General features: G+C 64.9%; 16 protein-coding genes. 4 read left to right on the plus strand and 12 right to left on the minus strand.

Annotated elements, in window-relative coordinates:
• Positions 1-29: 29 nt before the first annotated feature.
• Together ACNI3Q_RS13200 and ACNI3Q_RS13205 are read right to left on the minus strand one after the other, a co-directional pair.
• Positions 30-1598, minus strand: coding sequence for a hypothetical protein (locus tag ACNI3Q_RS13200; RefSeq protein WP_426277397.1), 1569 nt, complete (start codon positions 1596-1598; stop codon positions 30-32).
• Positions 1598-3268: a hypothetical protein gene (locus tag ACNI3Q_RS13205; protein ID WP_426277399.1), complete on the minus strand. Its 1671-nt coding sequence runs from the start codon at positions 3266-3268 to the stop codon at positions 1598-1600. The genes ACNI3Q_RS13200 and ACNI3Q_RS13205 overlap by 1 nt, the downstream gene beginning before the upstream one ends.
• 124 nt (positions 3269-3392) lie before the next feature.
• Between ACNI3Q_RS13205 and clpB the strand changes: the two genes are divergently transcribed.
• A complete protein-coding gene (clpB, locus tag ACNI3Q_RS13210) occupies positions 3393-5972 on the plus strand; it encodes an ATP-dependent chaperone ClpB (protein WP_426277401.1) in 2580 nt (859 codons plus the stop codon).
• A gap of 61 nt (positions 5973-6033) precedes the next feature.
• Here clpB and ACNI3Q_RS13215 read toward each other — a convergent pair whose 3' ends face one another.
• The 3 genes from ACNI3Q_RS13215 to folD all read right to left on the minus strand — a co-directional run bounded on the left by ACNI3Q_RS13215 (position 6034) and on the right by folD (position 10674).
• On the minus strand, positions 6034-8985 hold the full coding sequence (locus ACNI3Q_RS13215; protein ID WP_426277403.1) for a TonB-dependent receptor domain-containing protein: 2952 nt from the start codon (positions 8983-8985) through the stop codon (positions 6034-6036).
• A gap of 187 nt (positions 8986-9172) precedes the next feature.
• On the minus strand, positions 9173-9805 hold the full coding sequence (locus tag ACNI3Q_RS13220; RefSeq protein WP_426277405.1) for a MarC family protein: 633 nt from the start codon (positions 9803-9805) through the stop codon (positions 9173-9175).
• On the minus strand, positions 9802-10674 hold the full coding sequence (folD, locus tag ACNI3Q_RS13225; RefSeq protein WP_426277407.1) for a bifunctional methylenetetrahydrofolate dehydrogenase/methenyltetrahydrofolate cyclohydrolase FolD: 873 nt from the start codon (positions 10672-10674) through the stop codon (positions 9802-9804). Before folD ends, ACNI3Q_RS13220 begins: the two co-directional genes overlap by 4 nt.
• 149 nt (positions 10675-10823) lie before the next feature.
• Between folD and ACNI3Q_RS13230 the strand changes: the two genes are divergently transcribed.
• Positions 10824-12287: a tetratricopeptide repeat-containing sulfotransferase family protein gene (locus ACNI3Q_RS13230; RefSeq protein WP_426277409.1), complete on the plus strand. Its 1464-nt coding sequence runs from the start codon at positions 10824-10826 to the stop codon at positions 12285-12287.
• A gap of 107 nt (positions 12288-12394) precedes the next feature.
• Here the strand turns inward: ACNI3Q_RS13230 and ACNI3Q_RS13235 are convergent, their stop codons facing one another.
• The 5 genes from ACNI3Q_RS13235 to ACNI3Q_RS13255 all read right to left on the minus strand — a co-directional run bounded on the left by ACNI3Q_RS13235 (position 12395) and on the right by ACNI3Q_RS13255 (position 19712).
• Entirely contained in the window at positions 12395-15604 is a 3210-nt protein-coding gene (locus tag ACNI3Q_RS13235) for a TonB-dependent receptor (RefSeq protein WP_426277411.1), read from the minus strand.
• 410 nt (positions 15605-16014) lie between these two features.
• Positions 16015-16311, minus strand: coding sequence for a YggT family protein (locus ACNI3Q_RS13240; RefSeq protein ID WP_426277413.1), 297 nt, complete (start codon positions 16309-16311; stop codon positions 16015-16017).
• Between the two features lie 78 nt (positions 16312-16389).
• Positions 16390-17289 (minus strand): acetylglutamate kinase, encoded by a 900-nt coding sequence (gene argB, locus ACNI3Q_RS13245; protein ID WP_426277415.1) that lies wholly within the window; start codon positions 17287-17289, stop codon positions 16390-16392.
• Between the two features lie 71 nt (positions 17290-17360).
• Positions 17361-18014 carry a queuosine precursor transporter gene (locus ACNI3Q_RS13250; RefSeq protein WP_426277417.1) on the minus strand — a complete coding sequence of 218 codons (654 nt, stop codon included), beginning with the start codon at positions 18012-18014 and terminating at the stop codon, positions 17361-17363.
• 963 nt (positions 18015-18977) lie between these two features.
• On the minus strand, positions 18978-19712 hold the full coding sequence (locus tag ACNI3Q_RS13255) for a hypothetical protein (RefSeq protein WP_426277419.1): 735 nt from the start codon (positions 19710-19712) through the stop codon (positions 18978-18980).
• A 312-nt stretch (positions 19713-20024) separates the two neighbouring features.
• Between ACNI3Q_RS13255 and ACNI3Q_RS13260 the strand changes: the two genes are divergently transcribed.
• A complete protein-coding gene (locus ACNI3Q_RS13260) occupies positions 20025-21272 on the plus strand; it encodes a NupC/NupG family nucleoside CNT transporter (protein WP_426277421.1) in 1248 nt (415 codons plus the stop codon).
• A 28-nt stretch (positions 21273-21300) separates the two neighbouring features.
• Here the strand turns inward: ACNI3Q_RS13260 and ACNI3Q_RS13265 are convergent, their stop codons facing one another.
• A complete protein-coding gene (locus ACNI3Q_RS13265; RefSeq protein WP_426277601.1) occupies positions 21301-22170 on the minus strand; it encodes a 3-hydroxyacyl-CoA dehydrogenase NAD-binding domain-containing protein in 870 nt (289 codons plus the stop codon).
• Positions 22171-22250: 80 nt separating this feature from the next.
• On the opposite strand from ACNI3Q_RS13265, the gene ACNI3Q_RS13270 reads away from it, so the two are divergent.
• The gene (locus tag ACNI3Q_RS13270; RefSeq protein WP_426277423.1) at positions 22251-23375 is read left to right on the plus strand and encodes a DUF1176 domain-containing protein; all 1125 of its coding nucleotides are present in this window, start codon (positions 22251-22253) and stop codon (positions 23373-23375) included.
• A gap of 16 nt (positions 23376-23391) precedes the next feature.
• On the opposite strand, the gene ACNI3Q_RS13275 is transcribed toward ACNI3Q_RS13270, so the two are convergent.
• Positions 23392-24141: a class I SAM-dependent methyltransferase gene (locus ACNI3Q_RS13275; protein WP_260020045.1), complete on the minus strand. Its 750-nt coding sequence runs from the start codon at positions 24139-24141 to the stop codon at positions 23392-23394.
• Positions 24142-24209: the final 68 nt, after the last annotated feature.

Below are 24209 nucleotides of genomic sequence, written 5' to 3' on the forward strand. Positions count from 1 at the left end.
GCGCGCATTTCCGCTGGTCGCGCTTTTGCCTAACGATCGATCCTGAACAGTTTGCTGTCGCCGTTCGACCAGATCAGCGTCATGCCCCTCAGCTGTTCGGGGTCCACAGGATGCGGCCGGATCAGCCACAGATGCGTGAACCGTTCGCGCGGAAAGGTCGCCAGCGACTGGCTTTGGGTCATATTCGCCGGAAGGTCGGGGCAGCGAACGCGCAGCACGATCTGCGACGGGTCCGCATCGAAATAGCCGGGCCGGGGGTTGCGAAAGCGCATCAGCGGCGCGCCCAGCATGGGCCACTGACTGTTCACAAAGGCGTCGCGGCGCGCCATCGCCAGTCCGGGAAGGTGGATCAGCCGCGACACACCCCATGGCTCGTCACAATCGCGCGCGACCATCGCCATCACCCGTGCGCCGCGTGGCAGCGCCTCGATCGCACCGGTCTCGCGCTGCCAACCCTGATCGACGACGATCAGGCTGACCGTCGTCGCCGCAAGCCGAATCAGGCAGAACGCCATGCCGACAAGCAGATAGGCGCGCATCCTGTTATCGCTGTCCGTCGGTGCGGGTGCGATGCCAACCAGAGCGACGATCATGGCATAGGGCAACAGCCGGACATCCGCATAGGCCGATCCCATCACCATGAACGGCATTGCTAGCACGGCAGCTGCCATCACGCCGCTCATCCACGCGGCAACGGGGTGCAGACGACCCAGCCGCCCCCGCACGGCAGCATAGACGATCAGGACGACCAACAACGTCGATGGCAGGTCAACCCAGATCCACTGGTCCCGCATGATGCTGGCCAGGCCGCGAGCCTTGATGACCAGGTTGAAAAACCGCTCGATGGTGCCGCCGCCGGACCCGGCATTGAGCAGCATCAGGACGATGGGTCCGGCAAGGGCAAAGCAGGATAGCGCCGCCCGGATCAGTCGTTCCGCCATGCCTTCGCGACGGTCTGCCCGTTCCGCCACCGCGGCACCGAACGCCAGCAGGCACAAGCTGCCCCAGCCGACGATATGGGCGGTCCACACCAAGAAGCTGAACGGCACCGCCAGCGCCGCCCGCAGCCGATATCGCTTTTGCCGGCCAAGCCGCAGCCACAGGCTGAGGCCCGCCAGCGCAAGGCCCATTGCCATGCAATAGTTCAGGAATCCGAAGTGAAAGGGCTGGTTATAGACCAGCGGCACTGCGAACAGAACGAATGGGGTGACCCGGCCGTGCACCTGCCGCGACAGCGCCAGGATTGCGGCCACGCTGCCGCACTGGATCAGGATGACCGTCGCTTTGACCGCCGGCTCCAAGCCCAGCAGCGAGGCGAGCGCCGCGACCATCGCATCCATGCCCAGATTGCCCACCCATCGCCATTCGAACGTGAAGAACCGGGATAACGGGCCGGTGCCGTCTGCGGTCATCACGCGGTAGCGCCCGACATGTCCGGGCAGGTCGGTCAGGGGCGGCAGTTCGGGCCAGAGTAGCGGGACAGCCGCCAACAGGATGACGGCGATGGCAAACCAGCGTCGGTTCAGGATGCCGGCCGCCGCATCGGCGTCACGCGCACGCGCCGGTATCTGGCTGGCGGTGGTCAGCGCTGTCTGCATCAGCGATGCTGATCCGTGTGGCCAATCTGTCGAATGGAAAGGTCGTTCGAACCGGCGCACTGGATCACGTAATCGGCGCCCAGATCGCGTTCGATCGCGCGCCGCGCGGCCGGGTTGGCGTGGAAATAGTCGATGATGGCCAGGTTGCCGTCCGTGTTGCGGTGATAGGCGCCGGCAATCACATGGTGCCGGGTCGCGCCCAGCAGGTGACTGCTCAGGTCAATCGGGGCGATCACCCGGCCGGGGGGCAGGGCCGCGGCTTTGGCCAGCGCGGCCGGGGTCGCGCAATCGGATGCGATGGCACGGGTGGCCGCACCTTCATCGCCGCTGCCCGTCCCGCCGATCATTCCGCCGATAACTCCCCCGATCAGCGTCCAGAACACGCCAGTCGATACCAGCCAGCCGGCAACGCGTCTTGCCGTGCCGCCACGTGTCCGCAGGTCGGCGATCATCGCGGCCAGCACGGGCAGCGCCAGCGCGGCGGCGGACGGGCTGCCCCGCGCCTGGATCATCGCGGCGACCGACGCGGCCAGGATCAGCGCGGCCATCGCCCGGTCCCGACGCCGGTTGAGCGACACGGCCCGCACGAGCGCCACGATCAGGCCGGTGACGAACACGCCGCCATAGCCGATGGCAGTGCCGACAGGCAGCGCCAGCAGCGGCTGCGCCTCGGCCACATGGCTCAGCCACAGGCTAGCCAGGCGCGGATCGACCGCGCCATAGGGACCGGCCAGACACGCATGGCCCGGCCCGATCAGCACCGCGCCCATGGCCAGCAAGGCCGCCCCAGCCGCCGCCATTCGCATCGGCTGGCTCAACCGTTTGCCCAGCATGGGCAACAGGATCATCGCCGCTGCGCCCGCCGCCGCACCCTGGGTCAGCGCGGGCGTCAGGCTGTCGCAAAGGTCCGCCGGCCAGATGCGCGGCCGCAGCAGCAGCGTGGTGATGGCCAGGCCAACCGCCATGCCCGCCCCCATACCGAACAGGCGCCGCTCCGAATCCGCCCTGCGGACAATCCAGGCCAGCCCGGCCAGCATGGGAATGACCGCCAGCGGCAGGACATTTTCCAGGCCAACCGCCAGGCTGAGCGCAATGCAGAGGCCGGCGACCGGCGGCCCGCGTCCGCGCGGCCCGCCCAGCGCGGCATCGGCCGCCATCAGCAGCATGACGATCTGGAACCCGTGATGGTCGATCTTGCCTGGCAGGAACATGGCCGTCATCGGATAGGCCAGCGCGCCAAGAACGACCGCGACGATCCCCGCCGAACGGCCGCTGCCCAGCCGCAGCGCAATCCGCGCGACAAAGGCCAGCGACAGCGCAAACAACAGGGCAGGTGAAGCGATCACCGCCGCCACCTCGGCCATGTGAACCCCGATCACAGGCGTCAGCACGGCGATGATCGCGCCGGGCACCAGGTCGGGCAGCCGCGACCAGTGCATCGGCAGGCCGCCGCTCGCGCCCAGCCGGTATTGCGTCAGGTCGTTGAAGGATTGTCCGCCTAGCCAGTCCCGCACCTGCGCCAGCCGCGCCATGTCGTCGGTATCGGGCAGGGCAAGCGCGCTCAGCGACGGCCATGCCGCAATGGTCCATGCCGCTGTCATCGCCAATGCGATGGCAACTGCCGGGCCGGTGGCCGCCAGCGGGGGCAGGGATCGGTGCGCCTGGTTCATCGGACTGGCCGCGATGCTACGCCCGACATGGTTAAGATTGCTTTGACCATCAGGACGGCCGGGCGCCCCCTTGTGTTGCATTAATACAACACTATGTTGCTGGTACGAAGGACGGGGACCACCAATGAATCTCGAACAATTCACTGATCGCGCCAAGGGCTTCCTGCAATCGGCGCAGACCGTTGCCATCCGCATGAGCCATCAGCGGATTGCGCCCGAACATCTGCTCAAGGCGCTGCTGGAGGACAAGGAAGGCATGGCGTCCGGCCTGATCCGCGCGGCGGGCGGATCGGCGGAAACGGCGCTGCGCGAGGCGGATGCCGCCTTGGCCAAAATCCCGGCCGTGTCGGGCGGCGGGGCGCAACAGACGCCCGGCCTCGACAACGACATGGTCCGCGTGCTGGATCAGGCGGAACAGGTAGCGAAAAAGGCGGGCGACAGCTTCGTCACCGTCGAACGGATGCTGCTGGCGCTGGTCCTGTCGCCGCAGACCGCAGCGGGCAAGGCGCTGGCATCGGCGGGCGTCCGGGCCGATGCGCTGAACGCCGCGATCAACGAGCTGCGCAAGGGCAAGACCGCCGATACCGCCGGGGCGGAGGATCGCTATGACGCGCTCAAGAAATTCGCCCGCGACCTGACCCAGGCCGCGCGCGACGGCAAGCTCGACCCCGTGATCGGGCGGGATGAGGAAATCCGGCGGACCATCCAGATCCTGGCCCGGCGCACCAAGAACAATCCCGTGTTGATCGGCGATCCCGGCGTCGGCAAGACCGCGATTGCCGAGGGGCTGGCGCTGCGCATCGCCAATGGCGACGTGCCCGACACGCTGAAGGACCGCACGCTGATGGCGCTCGACATGGGCTCGCTGATCGCGGGCGCCAAATATCGCGGCGAGTTCGAGGAACGGCTGAAGGGCGTGCTCGATGAGGTGAAGGCGGGCGAGGGCGATATCGTCCTGTTCATTGACGAGATGCATACGCTGATCGGCGCGGGCAAATCCGAAGGGGCGATGGATGCCGGCAACCTGCTGAAACCCGCCCTTGCGCGCGGCGAGCTGCACTGCATCGGCGCGACTACGCTGGATGAATATCGCAAATATGTGGAAAAGGACCCCGCGCTGCAGCGGCGGTTTCAGCCCGTGTTCGTTGGCGAACCGACGGTAGAGGACACCATCAGCATCCTGCGCGGGCTGAAGGAGAAATACGAACTGCACCACGGCGTGCGGATCACCGACGGCGCGATCGTCGCATCGGCCACGCTGTCCAACCGCTACATCACCGACCGTTTCCTGCCGGACAAGGCAATCGACCTGATGGACGAGGCCGCCAGCCGCATCCGCATGGAGGTGGAGAGTAAGCCGGAGGAGATCGAGACGCTCGACCGGCGGATCATCCAGCTCAAGATCGAGCGAGAGGCGCTGCGCCGCGAAAGCGACGCCGCCAGCCGCGACCGGCTGACCACGCTGGAGGGCGAGCTGGCCAATCTGGAACAGCAATCGTCCGAACTGACCGCCCGGTGGCAGGGCGAAAAGGACAAGATTGCCGGTGAGGCCAAGCTGAAGGAACAGCTGGAGGCGGCGCGGCTGGAGCTGGAACAGGCGCAGCGCGCGGGCGACCTCGGCAAGATGGCGGAGCTGAATTACGGCACCATTCCCGCTCTGACCCGCCAGCTGGAAGACGCGCAGGCCCAGACCGGCAGTGCGATGCTGCGCGAGGAAGTGACCGCCGACGACATTGCAGGCGTCGTCAGCCGCTGGACCGGCATCCCCGTCGACAAGATGCTGGAGGGCGAGCGCGAAAAGCTCCTCAAGATGGAGGAGGCGATCGGCAACCGCGTGATCGGTCAGGCACAGGCGGTCAAGGCCGTGTCCACCGCCGTCCGCCGCAGCCGCGCGGGGCTTCAGGATCCGAACCGGCCGCTTGGCAGCTTCCTGTTCCTCGGCCCCACGGGCGTGGGCAAGACGGAACTGACCAAGGCGCTGGCCGGATTCCTGTTCGACGATGACAGCGCGATGGTGCGGCTCGACATGAGCGAGTTCATGGAAAAACATTCCGTGGCCCGCCTGATCGGTGCCCCGCCGGGCTATGTTGGTTATGAAGAGGGCGGCGTTCTAACCGAAGCGGTTCGGCGGCGGCCCTATCAGGTGGTGCTGTTCGATGAGGTGGAAAAGGCGCATGGCGATGTGTTCAACGTGCTGCTTCAGCTGCTCGACGATGGCCGGCTGACCGATGGTCAGGGGCGGACGGTGGATTTTTCCAACACCATCGTCATCCTGACCAGCAATCTGGGCAGCCAGTATCTGACCGCGCTTGCCGATGGCGAGGGGGTGGAAAGCGTCGAGCCACAGGTGATGGAGGTGGTGCGCGCGCACTTCCGGCCGGAATTCCTCAACCGGCTGGACGAGATCATCCTGTTCCACCGGCTGGGCGCGGAGCATATGGCGCCGATCGTCGACATTCAGGTGGTGCGCGTTGCCCGGCTGCTCAAGGATCGCAAGATCAGTATCGAACTGACCGAGGGCGCGCGCGCCTGGCTGGGCCGGGTCGGCTATGATCCCGTCTATGGCGCCCGTCCGCTGAAGCGCGCGGTTCAGCGGTATCTTCAGGATCCGCTGGCCGAACTCATCCTGTCCGGCGGGGTGCTGGGCGGCCAGACCGTCCGGGTCGAGGACGGCGACGGCGCGCTGAAGCTTAGCGTCGCGTGATCAAAAAAAGGGGCGGCCTCCAATGGAGACCGCCCCGATTTTCATCCGGTTCTGATCGGGATCAGAAGCGCAGACGCGCACCCGAATAATAGCGGCGACCGAACACGTCATAGACGTTTGCCGCCGTGTCCGTGCCCGTCACGTTGAACGGCGAACCCGACAGGATGTTGGGCGCACGCGTGTCGAGTAGGTTGTCGGCACCGACGAAGAATTCCATCGCATCGCCCGCACGGACAGTCAGCTGGCTGTCCAGGTAGAAGCGCGAGGGAACCGAAACGTCGAACCGGCCCACATCATAGGATGCTAGCGACAGATCGTCCTCGAACGACTTGCCCAGCCACGTGCCGGTCAGGTTGAGGCGCAGATCGTCGTTGCTGTACGCCAGCGTCGTCGTGAAGCGGTCGTTCGGCGTACCGATTTCACCGGCGAAGTTGTCGCGCGGCGCACCCGGCAGCGGCACCAGATAGCCGCGGAACAGGTGGGTATAGGAAACACGCACACCAATGCGGCCGTTGGTGCCGATGGCAACCGGCACGTTCATGCTGAGAACCGCGTCGATGCCGTCGGTCAGCAACCGGCCGCCGTTGATGGCAGGCGCGTTGATGAACTCAAGCGATCCGGCGCTGTTGACGGCAGTGCCCACGTCACGACGATCGATCAGGTCGCAGAATGCCGTGACACCCCCCTGATAGCACTGGTTGAGCGTGAACTGACGCGGCGGAGCCGTGATGACGTCCTTGATGTCAATGTTGAAGTAATCAACCGACAGCGTCAGCGACGACAACAGGCCTTCGACCCCGAAATCACGCGCCGACAGGACGCCGCCGACGGTCCAGGACCGCGACGATTCTTCCTGAAGGTTCGGATTGCCGCTGTTGAAGCCGCTGATCCCCTGCGTGTCGAGCTGCGTTGCGGTGAACGTGCCATTGGCGGCGATGTTCGCCAGCACGCCCGGTGCCGCACGGCAGTTGTCGCCCAGCGTACCGCCGCCCGTCGCACCGATGCCGATGCACGGATCGCTGATCCCGGTCGGGAACGTCTGTGCCGGTCCCTGGAACAGCTCGCCGATGTTCGGCGCACGCACCGAGCTGGCATAGGTGCCGCGGAACCGCAGGCCGTTGAACGGCGTCCAGTCGCCGCCGACATTCCAGGTGTAGATCGTGCCGACCGTCGAGTAATCGGACACACGGCCCGCCGCACGAAGGTTCAGCGACTGGAACAGGGTGGTGTCGGCCAGCAGCGGGATGTTGATTTCGCCATAGGCTTCACGGACGTCGAACGAACCCGACGTGTCGGGCAGCGCGTTGCCGGCGTTGAGGCCAGCGTTGGTCAGCGCGTCGTTATTCTCGACACTCGATTCCTTGCGGTATTCCGCACCGATGGCGATGGCGATGGCGAGGGGACCGGCCGGCAGTTCGACCAGCGTGCCCGACAGGTTCGCCTGCAGCTGCTGCTGCGTGATCGTGGTCTGCAGCGTCTGGTCAGCGGCGATGTATGCCACCGCCTGCGGCGAGATGCTGCCGGCGCCATAGATGTTGATCGGAACGCAGCCCTGTGCCCGTGCATTCGCATCGGCGCAGACGACGGTACCGTTTTCACCCGGAATCGCGCTGAGCGCGTTGCGGAAGTTCAGGACGTTGACCTGACCGTTCGACTGCTGCGATTCAGCGGTCCGGCCATAGTTGTAGCTGACATCCCAGCGGAAGTCGCCGAACACCTGGCCTTCAAGTCCGACGACGAAGCGATAGAAATCGCGGTTCGTGCTGCCGTTGCGGGTGCCGAACTCGCTGATGCGGCGGGCGAACTGAATGTCGCGGATGCCGTCGCCATTGGTGTCGGTCGCCGCATTGAAGATGGCGTCCGGCACGAACGGGTTGCGTACCAGCGCGCCGTTGACCAGCGTTTCGAGCGGAACCGCACCGCCGACACCCGGATAGATGCCGTTGACGCCGTTGGACTGAAGCGCGAACGGCTCGATTTCGCGCGATGCGCGGGTGTTGTTATAGGTGCCTTCGGCGAACAGGCGGACATTGTCCGTCACGTCAAACGTACCGCGCGCGGCAAACAGGTAACGCTCGACCGGCACGGCGATGGTGCGGAAGAACTGACGGTTGAACCCGTTGACCGGGGTGGAGAACCCTTCCTGCAGCTGACCGGTGGGGCTGTAGGTGAAGTTGCGACCACCGGCCGTGAAGCGGCCCTGCGGCGCGAAGCCGGACAGCGCACCCTCGGTCGGTACACCGTAATCGGCGGGATCGCCGGTCACGAAGTAGAAGGTGTCAAGATCGTCCAGCACGGTTTCCGGACGCTGGCGCGACAGCAGGCCGCTTTCGTTGGTGTAGCCCAGATGGACCATCACGTTGCCGCGGCCATCGGCGAAATTGCCACCGGCGGTCAGGTTCGCCTGATAGCGAGGCGAATCGCCGCGCTCGGTTATGCCGTACTGCGCGTTGGCTTCGATGCCTTCGAAATTGTCACGATAGATGAAGTTCACGACGCCAGCGACGGCGTCCGAGCCATAGAGCGAGGACGAACCACCGGTCAGCGTGTCGACGCGCTGCAGGAACTGGGTCGGGATGACGTTCAGGTCGACCGTTGCCGAACCGGGAACGCCCGAAACGACGCGGCGGCCGTTGATCAGGACCAGCGTGCGGGCAGTGCCCAGGTTACGCAGCTCGGTCGACGCGATGCCGGTGCCCGAGGTGAGGAAGGCAGTGTTGGTGCGCGACAGGGTCGGCGCGCCGAACGCGGGATTTTCCTGCAGCAGCTCCTGGATGTTGACGACGCCCGAATCGGTGATCTGCTCGGCCGTGACCGACTGGATCGGGGCGACCGACGTGATGTTCGGGGACTGGATGCGCGAACCGGTGACGACGATCGTGTCGTTCTGCTCGGCGTCCGTGGTGTCCTCGGTCTGGGTGGCGTCCTGCGCCATGGCGGGGGCGGCAACGGCCGCGATGGCGAGCGCAATGCCCGCCGTGCCGGCCCGCAGGCCGACGGTGAAACGCTTCATGTGTTACTCCCTAAGCAACGCAACTAACAGGCATCGTGCAATCATTGCGCAATGCCGGCCCCTCGTTTCCTTGGTTCCTGGCGGCGGGAGAACATGGCCGCGGCTTCAGCGCAAGCGGTTCGATCATCGGCGGTTCATAATCCTGCCGATTGTCGCATTTAAGTAACACTACGTAAGGGCGTAACGATCAGCCCAGGCTGGCTCGCACGCCGTCGATCACGAACTGCGTCGCCAGCGCGGCGAGCAGCACGCCGAGCAGGCGCGTAATCACTGCCTCGATCCGCGCGCCCAGCACCCGCATCAGCGGCCCGGCCGCCAGCAATGCGGCCAGGGTGAGCAACAGGTTGATGCCCAGCGCTGCCATCACCACCGCGCTTTCCGCCCAGCCGCTCGTCCGGCCGACCAGCAGCATGACCGTGGCGATGGATCCCGGCCCGGCGATCATCGGCATAGCCATGGGAAAGGTGGACACGTCCTCCACTTCCGGGGTTTTCGCATATTGATCGGCGATCTTGTGCGCGGTGTCCTCCTTGCGCTGGTTACGCTTCTCGAACACCATTTCCAGCGCGATCAGGAACAGCATGATGCCGCCTGCGATGCGGAAGCTGTCGAGGCTGATGCCCAGCTTGTCGAGCAATGCTTCGCCCGCCAGCGCAAAGAACAACAGGATCGCGCCCGCCGTCACGACCGCGCGGATCGCCATCGACCGGCGCTGCGCCGGGTTCGCCCCGCTGGTCAGTCCGGCATAGATGGGCGCGCATCCTGGCGGATCGATGATGACGAACAGCGTGACGAACGCCGAGATGAACAGCTCGATCATGGCAGGTCGGCCGTGGCCAGCCCCGCGCGGCGATGTGCCGCATGCAGCGTGTTGCGCAGCAGACAGGCGATGGTCATCGGTCCAACCCCGCCCGGCACCGGCGTGATCGCCGCCGCTACGCTGGCCGCGCCGGCAAAGTCCACATCGCCGACCAGCCCGTCATCCGTGCGGTTGATTCCGACATCGATCACGGTCGCGCCGGGCCGGATCCACTCGCCCTTCACGAAATTGGGGATGCCGACCGCGGCGACGACGATGTCCGCCCGCGCGACATGACCGGGCAGGTCGCGGGTACGGCTGTGCGCCAGCGTCACCGTGGCGCTGCGTGCGGTGAGCAGCGCCGCCATCGGCTTGCCCACGATGTTCGACCGGCCAATCACCACCGCGTCCATGCCCGACAGGTCGCCCAGCGCATCTTCCAGCAGCATCAGGCAGCCGAGCGGCGTGCAGGGGACAAAGCCATCCAGCCCCGTCGCCAGCCGCCCGGCATTGACCGGGTGAAACCCGTCGACATCCTTGTCCGGATCGATGCGAAGCAGCACAGCCTGCGCATCCAGATGACGGGGCAGGGGCAGCTGAACCAGAATGCCGTCCACCGCCGGATCGGCGTTCAGCGCATCGACCAGCGCGATCAGCGTATCCTGATCCGTGTCGGCGGGCAGGCGATGTTCGAAACTCTCCATGCCCGCCGCCACGGTCGCGCGATGCTTCGACCGGACATAGACGGAGGAGGCCGGATCCTCGCCCACCAGCACCACGGCCAGCCCCGGCGCACGCCCTGCGGCTGCGCGAAATGCGGGGACGGCGTCCGCGATGCGGGCACGAAGCTGTTCGGCAAACCCCTTGCCGTCGATGATGCGGGCGCTCATGCCGCCGCCCTTATCGCGGGGCGACGATTTGCGCCAGTCAAGACATCCATCCCCGGTTTCCGCCGCCTTTCGGGGTTGCGCGGCCGGCAATTGCACCCGGCCGGCCGTCGCCCATTTCCCCATCGGCGCAAGGGGGGTAAGCGTCCCCGATGACTGAAGCGAAACCCGGCGCGTTCGTGGCGCAGGCACTGGCCGCGTTGCAGCATCATGATCGCCGCACCGCTGCACAACTGCTCGCCCGGGAACTGGCGGTCGGCCCGTCTGGCGGCGATCATTGGCGCAGTTGCGGCGCGCTGGCGATGCGGATCGGAGAGATTGATACGGCATTGCAGGCGATGCGCCGTTATGCCCGCACGCCTCCGGTGCGGATCGATCGCCTGCTGCACTATTGGGGGGACATGGCCGGCAATGGCCGTGCCGAAGCCGTGCTTTCAGAAATTGCCGCATTGCCCGATGCGGCGCGCCGCCATCCGGGCGTGCTCCACCTTCTCGGCACGCTGGCGAGCGAGGCTGGCGATGCAGCACAGGCGCAGGCCATGTTCCGGGAGGCGCTAGCGGCCAGTCCGGACGATCCGCAGATCTGGTTCGCGCTGGCGATGGTGAAGCGGTTCGACGCAGGCGACGCCGATCTTGCGGCAATGGAGCGCCTTGGTCAGCGGCTGACCACCGCACCGGCGGCACTTCGCGCCCGGATGCTCTATGCCATTGCCAAGGCCTATGAGGATTGCGGCGATGCGGATCGTGCGCTGACCCTGTATGCCGAAGGGGCTGCGCTGCGCCGGACCGAAAGCCGGTTCAATCCGGACGGGGTGGCGGCGATGGCCGACCGGCTGATCGACGGGTTTCGGCCTGAACGGATGACGGCGCTGGTCCCGTCCGGTCATCGCGGCAGCCGTGCGGTGTTCGTCAACGGCCTGCCCCGATCCGGAACGACGCTGGTCGAACAGATTCTGGTCAGTCATTCGGCGGTGACGGGCGGGGCGGAAATCAACCTCGTCCGGGCGGCGCTGATCCCCACGGGCGATCAGTCGCTGGCCGGCGCGCTGGCCTATCAGAACAGGGTCGGCGCGTCGGCCGATCCGTGGGGCGCGCTTGCCCGCGATTATGAGCAGATGCTGGCCATGCGCTTCGGGCCAGCGGGTCTGGTCGTCGACAAGACACTGGTCCAGTCGCATCATCTGGGACTGCTGCTGCATATGATCCCGGATGCGCGAGTGATCTGGCTGCGCCGCGATCCGGGCGATACCGCCCTGTCCTGTTTCCGCAGCTATTTCACCGCGTCGGTTCCGTGGAGCTGGTCGTTGACGGACATCGCGGCATTTTTTCGGATCGAGGATCGGTTGTTCGCCCATTGGACGGCCCAGTTCCCGGACCGGATCCTTACCGTGTCCTATCGCGATCTGGTCAGCGATCCCGATCGCTGGATCCCGGCGGTGCTGGCGCATGTCGGACTTGCGGATGAGCCGCAAGTGCGCGCCTTTCATGAAACGGCCCGGCCGGTGCGCACCGCCAGCGTGCATCAGGTGCGGGCACCGATTTCCACCGCGCGGATCGGCACCGCCGCCGCGCATGATCGGTTCATGCGACCCTTTCACGACGCCTATTACAGATAAGCCGGGCCATCCCGTTCCGCACAGCATGATGGTTCGTGCGCCCATGCAAAAGGGGCGGACATTTCTGCCCGCCCCCCTGATCCAGGTTCAAACCGGGATGATGCGGATCAGAAACCCACGCCCAGCTGGAACCGGAAGAACCGCGGCTGCTGATAGGCGATCGGCGAACCGAAATCGCCGCGCGGCGTGCCGTTGGCCAGCGTGCCGACTTCGCGCACGTCGGTCACTGCCTTTTCGTTGAACAGGTTGAACACATCGACGCGGAAGAATGCGTCGAATGCATCCGTCGGCACTTCGAAATTCACCGAGATGTTGGTGAACGTCTGCCAGTCACTCTTCAGCACCGACCCGCGCGGGGTCAGTTGAAGCGTGGTTGCCGTGGCCGAGTTGGTGAACGGGAACAGCGGGTCGGTGATGACTTCGCCATTTCCGTTGAGGTTGCAGTAGAACCCTGCCGCGCCATAAGCGCCCGCGAACGGATCGATCGACACTGGCACGCGGCCGATACACCCGAACTTACGCGGGCTGAGCGCCTGGAACTGCCCACCGATGGTGATCGAATCGAACAGCTTGTACGAACCGAACACCTTGAAGATGTGGGTTCGGTCACCCGGCAGCGGGCCGAATGCACCGTCGGTCAGGCCGGGCTGGTCGAACGCGGTGGTCAGGCCGGAATCGGTCTGGCCATTGTCCGAACGGATGCCCCCTTCGATGTTCCCTTCGGTCTTGGACCAGGTATAGTTGGCGCTCAGGCTCCAGACCCCGTCGAATTCACGATCAAAGGTGACCGTGACCGCCTTGTACGTGCGCTTCGCCTGGGGATAGCCCAGTTCTGCGCCCGTAAAGTCGATCGTGCGCAGGGACGTTTCGCCCGGCAGCGGATCGGACAGGGTGATCGTCGCATCGGCACCCGGATTGGCCAGCACATACTGATGGAATCCGGTCCAGATATCGCCGCATCCATCGATATTGTTCTGTTCGCAATAGGCGTTGACCGCAGCGTCGATGGCGATGTCTTCCAGCGACTCGTTCAGCTTGCGGTACACGCCGAACACACCGACGCGAACCCGGTCACCGACACGCTGTTCGGCGCCCAGGATGAACTCGTCGACCGATTGCGGCTTCAGACCCTGGGCCACGGTTGCAATGGTCGGCGTGGGCTGGCCATCCGAAATGATGTCGCAGTTGCGCACCGATGGGTTGTCCGGGCACGCCGTGGCATCGGGGAAACCGGTGACCGGTGCGCCCAGGATCGGGGTATTGTCGGAATTGACCCCGTTGACCAGGAAGTACCGGGTATAGTCCAGCTCGGCACCGGCCAGACGGACATTGGTATTCGACGGCACCGGCAGGAAATACCGGCCATAGGAGCCGTACACCTTGGTCCGGCCATTGCCCGCCGGGTCGAACGCGAACGACAGACGCGGCGCAATATTGCGGCCGGAGTCATAATAAGTGTCGCCAATGACGTTGTCGTTGGTGAACTTGTCGCTGCGCAGGCCCAGGTTCAGCGTCAGGCGGTTGTCGAACAGCTGCCAGCTGTCCTGGATGTAGAACGCCTCGTTGTCCGACGTGAACAGGCCGCCGTTGATGAACGTCCGGCCCGCGACATAGATCGCGTTCGGATCCTGCACATAAGGATCGCCCGCGGCACCGCGGAAATAGGTCCAGGCAACACCGCCGGTATAGGAAACCGTCTGGTTGGTGGACAGCTTTTCGCGGTCATAGCCGAACTTGATGTGGTGATCGCCCAGCAGGCTGAAATACAGATCGACGTCGCCGCGATAGAATTCGCGCTCGTCCTCTGCCGTCTGAAGCGTGGTATCGGCGTTGCCGGCATAACCATTGCCCGTGGTGTCACCGATCGCCGGATAGTCCGGGCGGCTCGACGTGACGTTCACCCGGCGCTTGTTCTTGCCATAGGCACCCGACACGGTGATGAAATCCGCCAGCTGGCCGGTGTAGCGGCCGACATAGTTTTCACCGCCAGCTTCCTGAAGACCCAGGCCCTGGAACGCACCGATGGTCGGCGTCGGGCCGTCGATGCGGCTGTCATAGGTGCCGCCGTTTGCGTCGGTGACGGCAAGCGAACGGATCTTCGTTACCCGCTCCGAGTTGAAATAGGTGAACTCCAGGCGATGGCCGTCGAACGGAATGAAATCGAGCTTGCCGCCATAGAATGGCGAGTCAAAATTCGTTTCCTCGCGCCGCAGACCGGTCGAATAGGGTGCGAACGCGATCGGGGCCGTGACCACCTGGCCGGTTACCGGGTTGATGACCGGCGCTGCTCCGGCGGCGGCGGGACGCAGCACGGTCGACGGCGCGACGGTCAGCAGCGTGTCGCCCTGCGACACATTGTTATGCTGATAAAAGGCATAGAAGAACAGGCGGTCCTTGATGATCGGACCGGACAGGCTGACCAGCGTTTCAAAGGTTTCGCGCGTATCCTGATCATTCTGATCGATCAGCGTATTCGGACGATCGGAAGTGGCCTCGTCCGGAATATAGGTCGACAGCACCTTGCCATGGAACTCGTTCGATCCCGACTTGGTGATGGCGTTGATGAAGCCGCCGGTGAACCGGCCGAACTCCGCCGGAATGCCGCCGTTCTTGATTTCCACCGTATCATAAAATTCGAACGGAACTTCGACCGATCCAAGCCCCTGGCGGAAATCGGTGATGTTCAGGCCGTTAAGGAAGAACGAGTTTTCCGAAACAGACGAACCCGACACGGCGGCCAGATTGCCGAATGCATTGTCACCGGCGCTGGTGCCGGGCGCCAGCAGCACGACCGACGTAAGGTCGCGGGCAACCGGAACGCGGGTGGCCAGTTCGCCGATCGACACGACTGCGCCAACCGTGGTGCGATCGAAATCGGCGACCTTGATGCGGGTGCCGGTCACGATGATGTCGTCACCCGTGCTGGCGGTGCCTTCCGACAGCTGGAAGGTGTTGCCGGCAGCCGACTGGCTGAGTGCGATGCCGGACTCGCGGTAAGTGCCAAACCCGTCGGCGTTCACTTCGAACGTGTACTTGCCTGCCGGCAGCTGCGGGATGCGATAGCTGCCCGAACCGTCCGTCGTGACCGTGCGCTCAAAACCCTGGTCGTCGGACGTGATCTTGACCGTCGCGCCTTCGATCGGGGCGCCCGATTCATTCGTCACACGACCCGTGGCGGTAACGAAGGTAAAATCCTGCGCTGCGGCAGGGGCTGCGAAAGCGACCGATCCGGCAACGCCGACACCCAGCAGCGCAAGCGCCCGCAATGCGGTGCCCGCGCGGAAATGCCTGCCGCGCCTGCAAGAAGTTCTATTCATGAAACACCCCTCAAAATATGGCGCCGGTTCCCATGCCAACGCCGCCCCAACAAGTGTCACGCCCATGCGCTGCCCACGCCGGTTGTGACACCAGCGTGACATTCGATTGGACACCAGTTCATGTAAAGCGAAACGCAACGGATTTGGGCGGTTTCGTCCCTGCGTGGTAAATCCGTCACATTTTGTGAAATTCTGTTGTGATGGCCCGTGTTTCGATGCAACTTTGTTGCGTTGCAGCGCAAAGGGGGTGCTGAAATTTTGCGCCTGCGCAGCGTGCATCGCCGCAACCACGCCGCACGTCAGGCCGAAGCGTGCGCTTTCAACCGGTCACGACGGTGCCGGCGCCCCGACGGGATGGCCATGCGCTGAACGATGGCCGCCCGGCGGATTCGCCGGCATTCCCGATAGAATTACATCCCGCTCGACGCAATTGCGCCGGCCAGCCACGGGATGATCGCGCGGTTGAGGATCGACATGGCGACCAGCACGGCCAGCGGCGCCAGATCCAGTGGCCGCGTGTCGGGCAGCATCCGGCGGATGGGCGCGAACAGTGGTTCGGTCAGCCGATTGAGCCCCTGATACAGGCCCGCCACCACCTCGTTATAGGTGTTGATGACGTTGAAGCTGATTAGGATCGACAGCACGAACTGGATGATGATGATCCACCACAGCACGTCGAGCAGAATTTGCACGATTCCCAGCAGCATGATCAGGAACGAACCCAAGGCGACCTCCGCGTGACTGTGTTGCTCGGTTAATACAGATAGGGAGCGTTTTGCGCAATCCTAGCGGCGGACAAGCGTGCCCGCACCCCTGCGCGTAAAGATTTCCAGCAGCATGGCGTGCGGCACCCGGCCATCCAGGATGACCGCCGCCTCCACGCCCGCCTCGACCGCGGCGATGCAGGTATCGACTTTCGGGATCATGCCCCCCGAAATCGTGCCATCGGCCTTCAGCGCCTCGATGCCCACCCGGTCCAGGTCGGTCAGCAGGGTCTTGTCCTTGTCCAGCACGCCGGCAACGTCGGTCAGCAGAAAGAACCGCTTGGCCCCCAGCGCGCCGGCGATCGCGCCCGCCATGGTATCGGCGTTGATGTTGTACGTCGCGCCATCCGCGCCCAGCGCCACCGGGGCGACCACGGGGATATAATGATCCCCGGCCAGGTTGCGCAGGATCGTCGGGTCCACCGCCACCGGTTCGCCGACAAAGCCCAAGTCGACATGGCGTTCGATGCCCGAATTGGGATCGGGTTCGGTGCGGCTGACCTTTTCGGCCAGCACCAGATTGGCGTCCTTGCCCGAAATGCCGACCGCACGGCCGCCCAGCGCCGCGATCCAGCTGACGATTTCCTTGTTGATCTTGCCCGCCAGCACCATCTCCGCAACTTCGGCGGTGGCGGCATCGGTGACGCGCAGGCCGCCGACAAACTGGGATTCGATGCCCAGCTGTTTCAGCATCCGGCCGATCTGCGGCCCGCCGCCATGCACGACCACCGGATTGATGCCGACAGCTTTCAGCAGCACCACGTCCTCGGCAAAATCGCGCTGCGCCTCGGGATCGCCCATGGCATGGCCGCCATATTTGATCACGAACGTCTCGCCAGCGTAACGCTGCAGATAGGGCAGCGCCTCGACCAGCGTTTCGGCCTTGGCGAGCATCGCCGGATCGGGTGCGTTGTCGGTCATGGCGGTGCCTTTAGCGGCGAGGGCGCGTGCGCGAAAGCCTTCTTGCCGCGGCGGCCCCGCCCGATCGGCGATCAGGCGCGGTCCAGCCGACGCCCCAGCGCCACCGCCGCCATGATCAGCGGCGGCACCAGCAGGATCGACAGCGTCACCTTGGCCGTCATCTGCCCGAACAGCAGGTTGGCGATCGGAAACACGCCCAGAAACGCGACCGTCACAAAGATCAGCGTATCGACAATCTGGCTCAGCACGCTGGCAATCCCCGCGCGCAGCCACACCATCTTGCCCTCGCCGCGTTTCAGCGCGTCGAAAATGGTGACATTCAGCACCTGAGAGATGCCATAGGCGAGGATGCCGCCCGCCCAGATGCGTCCCGTCGCGCCCAGGATGATCTGGATGGCGTCGCGGTTGGCGGGCAGCATTTCGGGCGACGCGGGCAGGGCAAAGACCAGCCACGACAGCAGCATGGATGCGAGCAGCGGCACAAAGCCGATCAGCACCAGCCGGTTGGCGACCGCCCGGCCATGCAGTTCCGCCACCGCGCTCGACACCACGACCAGCAGCAGAAAAGCAAAGATGCCCGCCTCCACCGCCAGCGGGCCCAACGACACCTGCTTGTTGCCCAGCACGCCCGCGATGCACACCATGCCGCCATAAAAGATGGCAAAGGCGAACAGGGACGGGGAAAGGGCGGTGGCAGGCGCTGCGGCGCGGGTCGGCTGGTCCATGCCCGTTGCTAGCGGCAAAGCGGGCAGGGGAGCAAGCGGGGGCAATCGTCAACCGGGCGCGGCACAACAGGTGCTAGTCAGGGACGGGAGATAGCAGCGGGGCGGCACCGGGACAGGTTCCGCACAACCTCCGTCAGCGATCGGGGGGACATCCGCCACACCCTCCACCGTCGCCCCGTGCCCGACACGGGGCCTGGCTGTTCTTCCCCGGCGGCTGCGACGATACACGGATCAATGGTGCAGGGCGGATGGCATTCCATCATGGCAAACCGCCATCGGGATCGTGATTAAGCCTCGCGCACGGCCGCTTGTGGGTGGACAGGCAATATGGTGTCAGAGCGCAGGTTCGGTTCCGTCTCCGAGGTGTAAGCGACCGTGCCGAACTGAGAACCATCGCTGCAAGTCATCCCGGCGGTCGACCAGGTGCCACTGCGGCTGACCGTCCGTTGTCGAGAACGATAGGAAGCGGACACCCCGGTCCGTCGATAACTCCACCTCAGGCAATCTACCGAAAAGCTTCAGGCCTCGGACCTGCGCGTTGCGAAGCAGAGTAAAGGCTGGCTCCCATAACTCTTCCTCGCTCCAGCTGCCGCATATGATGGTGGAGTCGTCTTCGACCCGCCAACTCCATTCCACGCCAAGCGAAATTTGGCCTTCGGGATGTCCCGGAGAGCCGGCCCGATTAGTCCTGGGGGAGAGGTCTCCAAGCTCAATGTAGACCGCTGATCCGTAGCCTGGCCAGATGTAACTGATCGGCTGCCCGATCAAGCTTGCGGCCACGGCTTCGAAGGCGGTTAATGCTTCCATTTGCACTCAAGTGCCTGATCAGCCTCGCGCCAGCAACGGCGGCGATAGCCGAATGACATAAAATGCTCGTCATCGGGGCGAAGCTGCCATCCCGCTTTCGGGATCGTAATTGAGCCTCGCGCATGGCCGATTTCGGGTGGTCTTTTGCCTTTGCCGCTAGTCGGCGGTCTTCTTTCTGACGACTGCTGGGATAATTTTCACGCTGGGTTCGCAACCAGTGATGACTTCGAGACAGTCGCCGTTTGTTGCGACCATATATGAAAACTCGCAGTCTCTCATGATCCACGAGAGTTCACTCTCGGTCTGCCACAGATGTCCTTTGACCTTGAAAGTAGTGGAGGCGGGCCTCGGGGTATCCATTGAAGCGTTCCAAAGGTCAACGAGGCCATGCTCATCAAGCACACGGAAGCCATCGACGTCATTGAAATAAAACACAACGCCAGCCATTTTTTCACGAGAGATGAACGTTGCCTCTAATTCGTTCTCACAATCATCATAATCTAAGGTCAATTCAACGGTGTGATCATCCTTTGCAAAGTTGATCGCCTCATGGCCGCCGTATCGGACCCCCACCAAAGTGAGATCATCATTTTCGACGGCCGTCATCCAAGGAGCAAACTCAATAGTCTTCGGCTGCTCTACGATGGTTTCAGGCTTATCGGTCATGCCGTTCATATCCGCAAAAATGCTCGATAGATCAATGTCCGCAATGGGGTCGGAAATTGACTGGCAGGATTTTTGCGACCGAGATGACTTCCTGCCATTCAGGACATGACCCGTCAGGGGCATGAGGCAGTGCAAATCGAGCCTCGATATCCCATGCGCCATCCACCAAGCTCCACCCCGCACCCCCCTTCCAATGTAGGATTTGCCGTGCTGTGCTCCCTGCATGGATCTTCACCTCGCCACGATGGCAGCAGCTCCTCTCCATTCGTCGTCAAATACCCCGCACCGTCGAGGTTTGAACGCGACGTGTCCTCACCTTCGCCACCTTTCGATGGCATCGCCCTTTCGCGGCTCATCGGCTTGGCCGGGATCGGCGGAACGTGCATCCCGCATTCGCGCCCGCATTCACGTCGCCCCCTCGCGCGCCTTCGCAATGCTCGCCTCTGGCGCGGCGCGTCGCCCTGTGTATGACTGCGTTCCCGATGGGCGCGCTCACGGGGCGGCGCGGCCCGCTTGTTCCGGGACCGTGATCCTCTGATGAATCGTTACCTGATCGGCATTGCCGGCATCATCGCCATTCTCGCCATCGCCTATCTGTTTTCCACCAATCGCCGCGCGATCCGCCTGCGCGTGGTCGGCGCGGCCTTCGCGCTTCAGGCGGGGGTGGCGGTGCTGGTCATCTATTTCGAACCGGGCCGGCAATTCATTGCCGCGCTGTCGACCGGGGTTTCCGCGCTGCTCGGCTATGCCGGGGCGGGCACCCGCATCATCCTGGGCGGGCTGGCGACGGACCCGGTGTTTTCGAACAGTTTCGCCATTTCGGCCATTCCGGCGATCATCTTTTTCGCCGCGCTGGTCGCGGTCCTCTATCACCTCGGCATCATGCAGCTGATCGTGAAGTGGATTGGCGGTGCAATCGAAAAGGTGACGGGCGTGTCGCGGGTGGAATCGCTGTGCGCCGCGGCCAACATCTTTGTCGGCCAGTCCGAATCGCCGCTGGTCATCCGCCCCTATCTGGCCGCGCTGTCGCCGTCTCAGATGTTTGCCGTGATGTCGGTCGGCATGGCCGGGGTCGCGGGCACCATCCTGGCGGCCTATGTCGGGATGCTGGGGTCGGGATCGCTGCCGTTCCTGTTGGCTGCGGCGTTCATGTCCGCGCCGGGCGGGCTGTTGATGGCCAAGATGATCATGCCCGACGAACCGGCAGAGGCGGTTGCCCATGCCGAAGGGGATCCGGTCATCGCGGTTGAAGGCACGGGCGAGCATGAGCGCGCGTCGAACATCATCATGGCCGCCGCAATGGGCGCGGAAACCGGGGTGCGCATCGCGGTTGCCGTGGCGGCGCTGGTCCTTGCCTTTGTCGCGCTGGTGGCGCTGGCCAACGGCATCCTGTCGGGCGTTGGCGGCTGGTTCGGGATCGAGGGGCTGACGTTTCAGCGGATCCTGGGCGTCCTGCTGGCGCCGGTCGCGTTCCTGATCAACATCCCCTGGGCGGAGGCGAGCACGGCCGGCGGCCTGTTGGGGACGAAGGTGGTGCTGAACGAATTCGTCGCCTTTGCCGATCTGGGCACGGCAACCGGCCTGTCCGATCGCAGCCGCGCGATCATCACCTTTGCGCTGTGCGGTTTCGCCAATTTCAGCTCGATCGCGATCCAGATGGCGTCGGCGGGCAATCTTGCCCCCAATCAGCGGCCGGTAATCGCGCGGCTGGGCCTGCGCGCGCTGCTGGCCGGCACGCTGGCCAATCTGATGAGCGCGGCGCTGGCCGGCATCCTCCTGCCCTGACCGGCGGGGGGATGCCGGGCCGCGCGGGTCAGCGGGTCGGCACCGGTTCCGGCCCCGAATAGTCGTAAAAGCCGCGACCGACCTTTCGCCCGTACCAGCCCGCCTCGACATATTTGACCAGCAGCGGGGCAGGGCGGAACTTGGGATCGCCCGTCCCTTCGAACAGGACGCGGGTGATTTCCAGGCACGTGTCCAGCCCGATAAAGTCCGCCAGCGTGAACGGCCCCATCGGGTGGTTGAGGCCAAGGCGGCAGGCGGTATCCACGTCGCGGATCGTCGCCACGCCCTCGCCCAGGGCAAAGCACGCCTCGTTCAGCATCGGCATCAGCACGCGGTTGACGATGAACCCCGGCGCATCATTGGCATGGACGATCTCCTTGCCCAATGTCCGGCCAAACGCCTCCACAGCCGCGACCGTGGCATCGGATGTGGCGAGGCCCCGGATCAGCTCGATCAGGCCCATGACCGGCACGGGGTTGAAAAAATGCACCCCCATGAACCGCGCCGCATCGGGCGATGCCTGCGCCAGCCGGGTGATGGGGATGGACGATGTGTTGCTGGCCAGGATCGCGTCGTCCCGCATGACCGCGCCGACGCTGGCAAAGATCTGCCGCTTGATCGCCTCCCGCTCGGTCGCGGCTTCGATCACCAGATCGCATTCGGCCATCGCGGCGACATCGCCGACCGGCTCGATCCCGGCCAGCGTGGCATCGCGTGCCGCACCGTCGATCTTTTCCTTGGCGACCAGCCGGTCCAGCCCCTTGGCAATGCCGGCCTTGCCCGCCTCCGCCCGCTCGATGCTGACGTCGGACAGGAGGACGCGATAGCCCGCCGCCGCCGATACCTGCGCAATGCCCGCGCCCATCTGTCCCGCGCCGATCACGCCGATGATTTTCATGCCGTTCACGCTCCTGAATCGATGATGGGGTTCAGATAGCCGCTTTTGCCCGGCGTGCCACCGCGATATGACAGCGCCCCATGCGATCCATCCCCCTGTATCTGTTTGTTGCGCTTGCCGCCTGCACCGAAGCTCCGCCCGTCGCCAATCAGGCGGAGGGTCCGGACAACAGCGTTGCGGCCCCGTCGCCGTTGCCCACCCCGATTGCCGAGGAGGCGGACAGCAATGCGCGGCCGCGGCCGGGCGAACTGGGCACGTTCCGCGACTGGACCGTCGGGTGCGACAACGGTCTGGCGTGCAAGGCGGTGGCGTTGGCGCCAGAGGATGGGGATGTGCCGAGCGTCCTCATGTCGATTGCGCGCGATCCGGCTGATTCGGGTGGCATGATCGTCCGCTTCACGGGCAGCGACCTACCCGCACTGCCGCTGACGGTGGCGGTGGATGGCAAGACCGTGGCCAGTGGCGGGGAGCGTGAGGACGAACGCACGATCCGCCTGACCGAGGCATCGGCGCGAACCATCGCGCTGGAGGCGGTGAACGGGACGCGCCTGACTGTGGCGGGGGCAAATGGCCCTGCCTATCCGATCTCGCTTGCCGGACTGTCGGCGGCCCTGCGGTACATGGACGCGGAGCAGGGCGTGGCCGGCACGGCGCAGGCGATCGTCGCGCGCGGCGGCAGCAAGGGGGCGCTGGGCAAACGCGATCTTCCCGTGATCCGCGCCATCAACCCTGCTGGCGCTCCGCCGCCGCTGGATGCCGCACTGGTCGACCGGCTGCGCAAGGATGCGAAATGCGCGATCACCGAGTTCATGGACGAGCCGCCCGCAGCCGAGGCGCATGCGCTGGGCGACGGCGCGACGCTGATCCTGCTGCCCTGCGATGCGGGCGCCTATAACCTGATGTCGCTCGTCTATGTCGCGCCCGCCGGTGGAGAGCCGGTGCTGGCGCGGTTCGACGTGGATGTCGGCATGGCCGGACCGGACGGGCCCCAGACGCTGGTCAATGCCGGCTTTGCCGACGGCGTGCTGAGCAGCTTTGCCAAGGGGCGGGGCATCGGCGATTGCGGCGTCGGCCAGAACTTTGTCTGGGACGGCAAGCAGTTCCGCCTGTCGGAACAGGTTGAAATGGGCGAATGCCGGGGCAGCGTGGATTTCATCCCCACCTGGCGCGCGCGCGTCGTCCGGGCGGCTGCGCCCGCCGGCTGAGCCGCCCGACGCCGGTTCAGCGCAGCCTTTTGCCGATCAGCGTCCCCTTGGTCCCGCGATTGACCAGTTCGAACCTGAAATCGGGCCAGCGTTTGCGCCACCGTGCGGCAACCACGCGTTCGCCGGGGCGTGCGGCGTCGTCCAGCAGGATCGTGCCGCCCACCGCGATCTTGTCGAACAGGCATTCCGCCGCGCCGCGGACAAAGGGGTGGATGGTCCAGGGCGGCCCGTCGATGACCAACATATCGATGCGATCGGGCAGCGGCCCGGTATCGTACCAGATGCAGGGCCAGGGTTCCGGCGCGCGGCGGAACGGCACGGCCCGCAATTCCGGATGCACGCCCTGTTCGGCCAGCCATTCGCGCGTCGACGAGACGAACCCGCCATGCTGATCCATTGAAATCAGCTGCCCGCCGCCATTCATCTGAAGCGCGCGGGCGATGATCAGGCTGGATGCGCCCATGCCCAGTTCGACGACCGTGCCGGGGCGTTCATCGCGGATATGTTCGACGATCAGCGATAACAGGCCGGTATCGGCCTTCCAGCTGCCCAGATTGGGGAGGGCGTCATCGTCCAGCCGCAGTTCGGCCAGCAACCGCGCCTTTGCCGCACGGCTGCCGCCGGACAGGCTGCGCGCCAGCCAGGGCCACTGGATCGCGCCCCAGGCGATGGTGAACAACCGGTCGCTCAACGATTTGGTCATGCCGTCGGGCCATGGATCGGCATCGTCCAGGGGAAGGAACTGCGTCGTCTCGCGGCTGGTCATGGATCACTTTGCACTGTGGATTCGGTTGCGCAGTGCTGGACCCGCAATCGGCAAAAGGCAATCCGGCG

Origin of the sequence: Sphingomonas eleionomae (assembly GCF_049889035.1) — a bacterium.
Taxonomy (GTDB): Bacteria; Pseudomonadota; Alphaproteobacteria; order Sphingomonadales; family Sphingomonadaceae; genus Sphingomonas.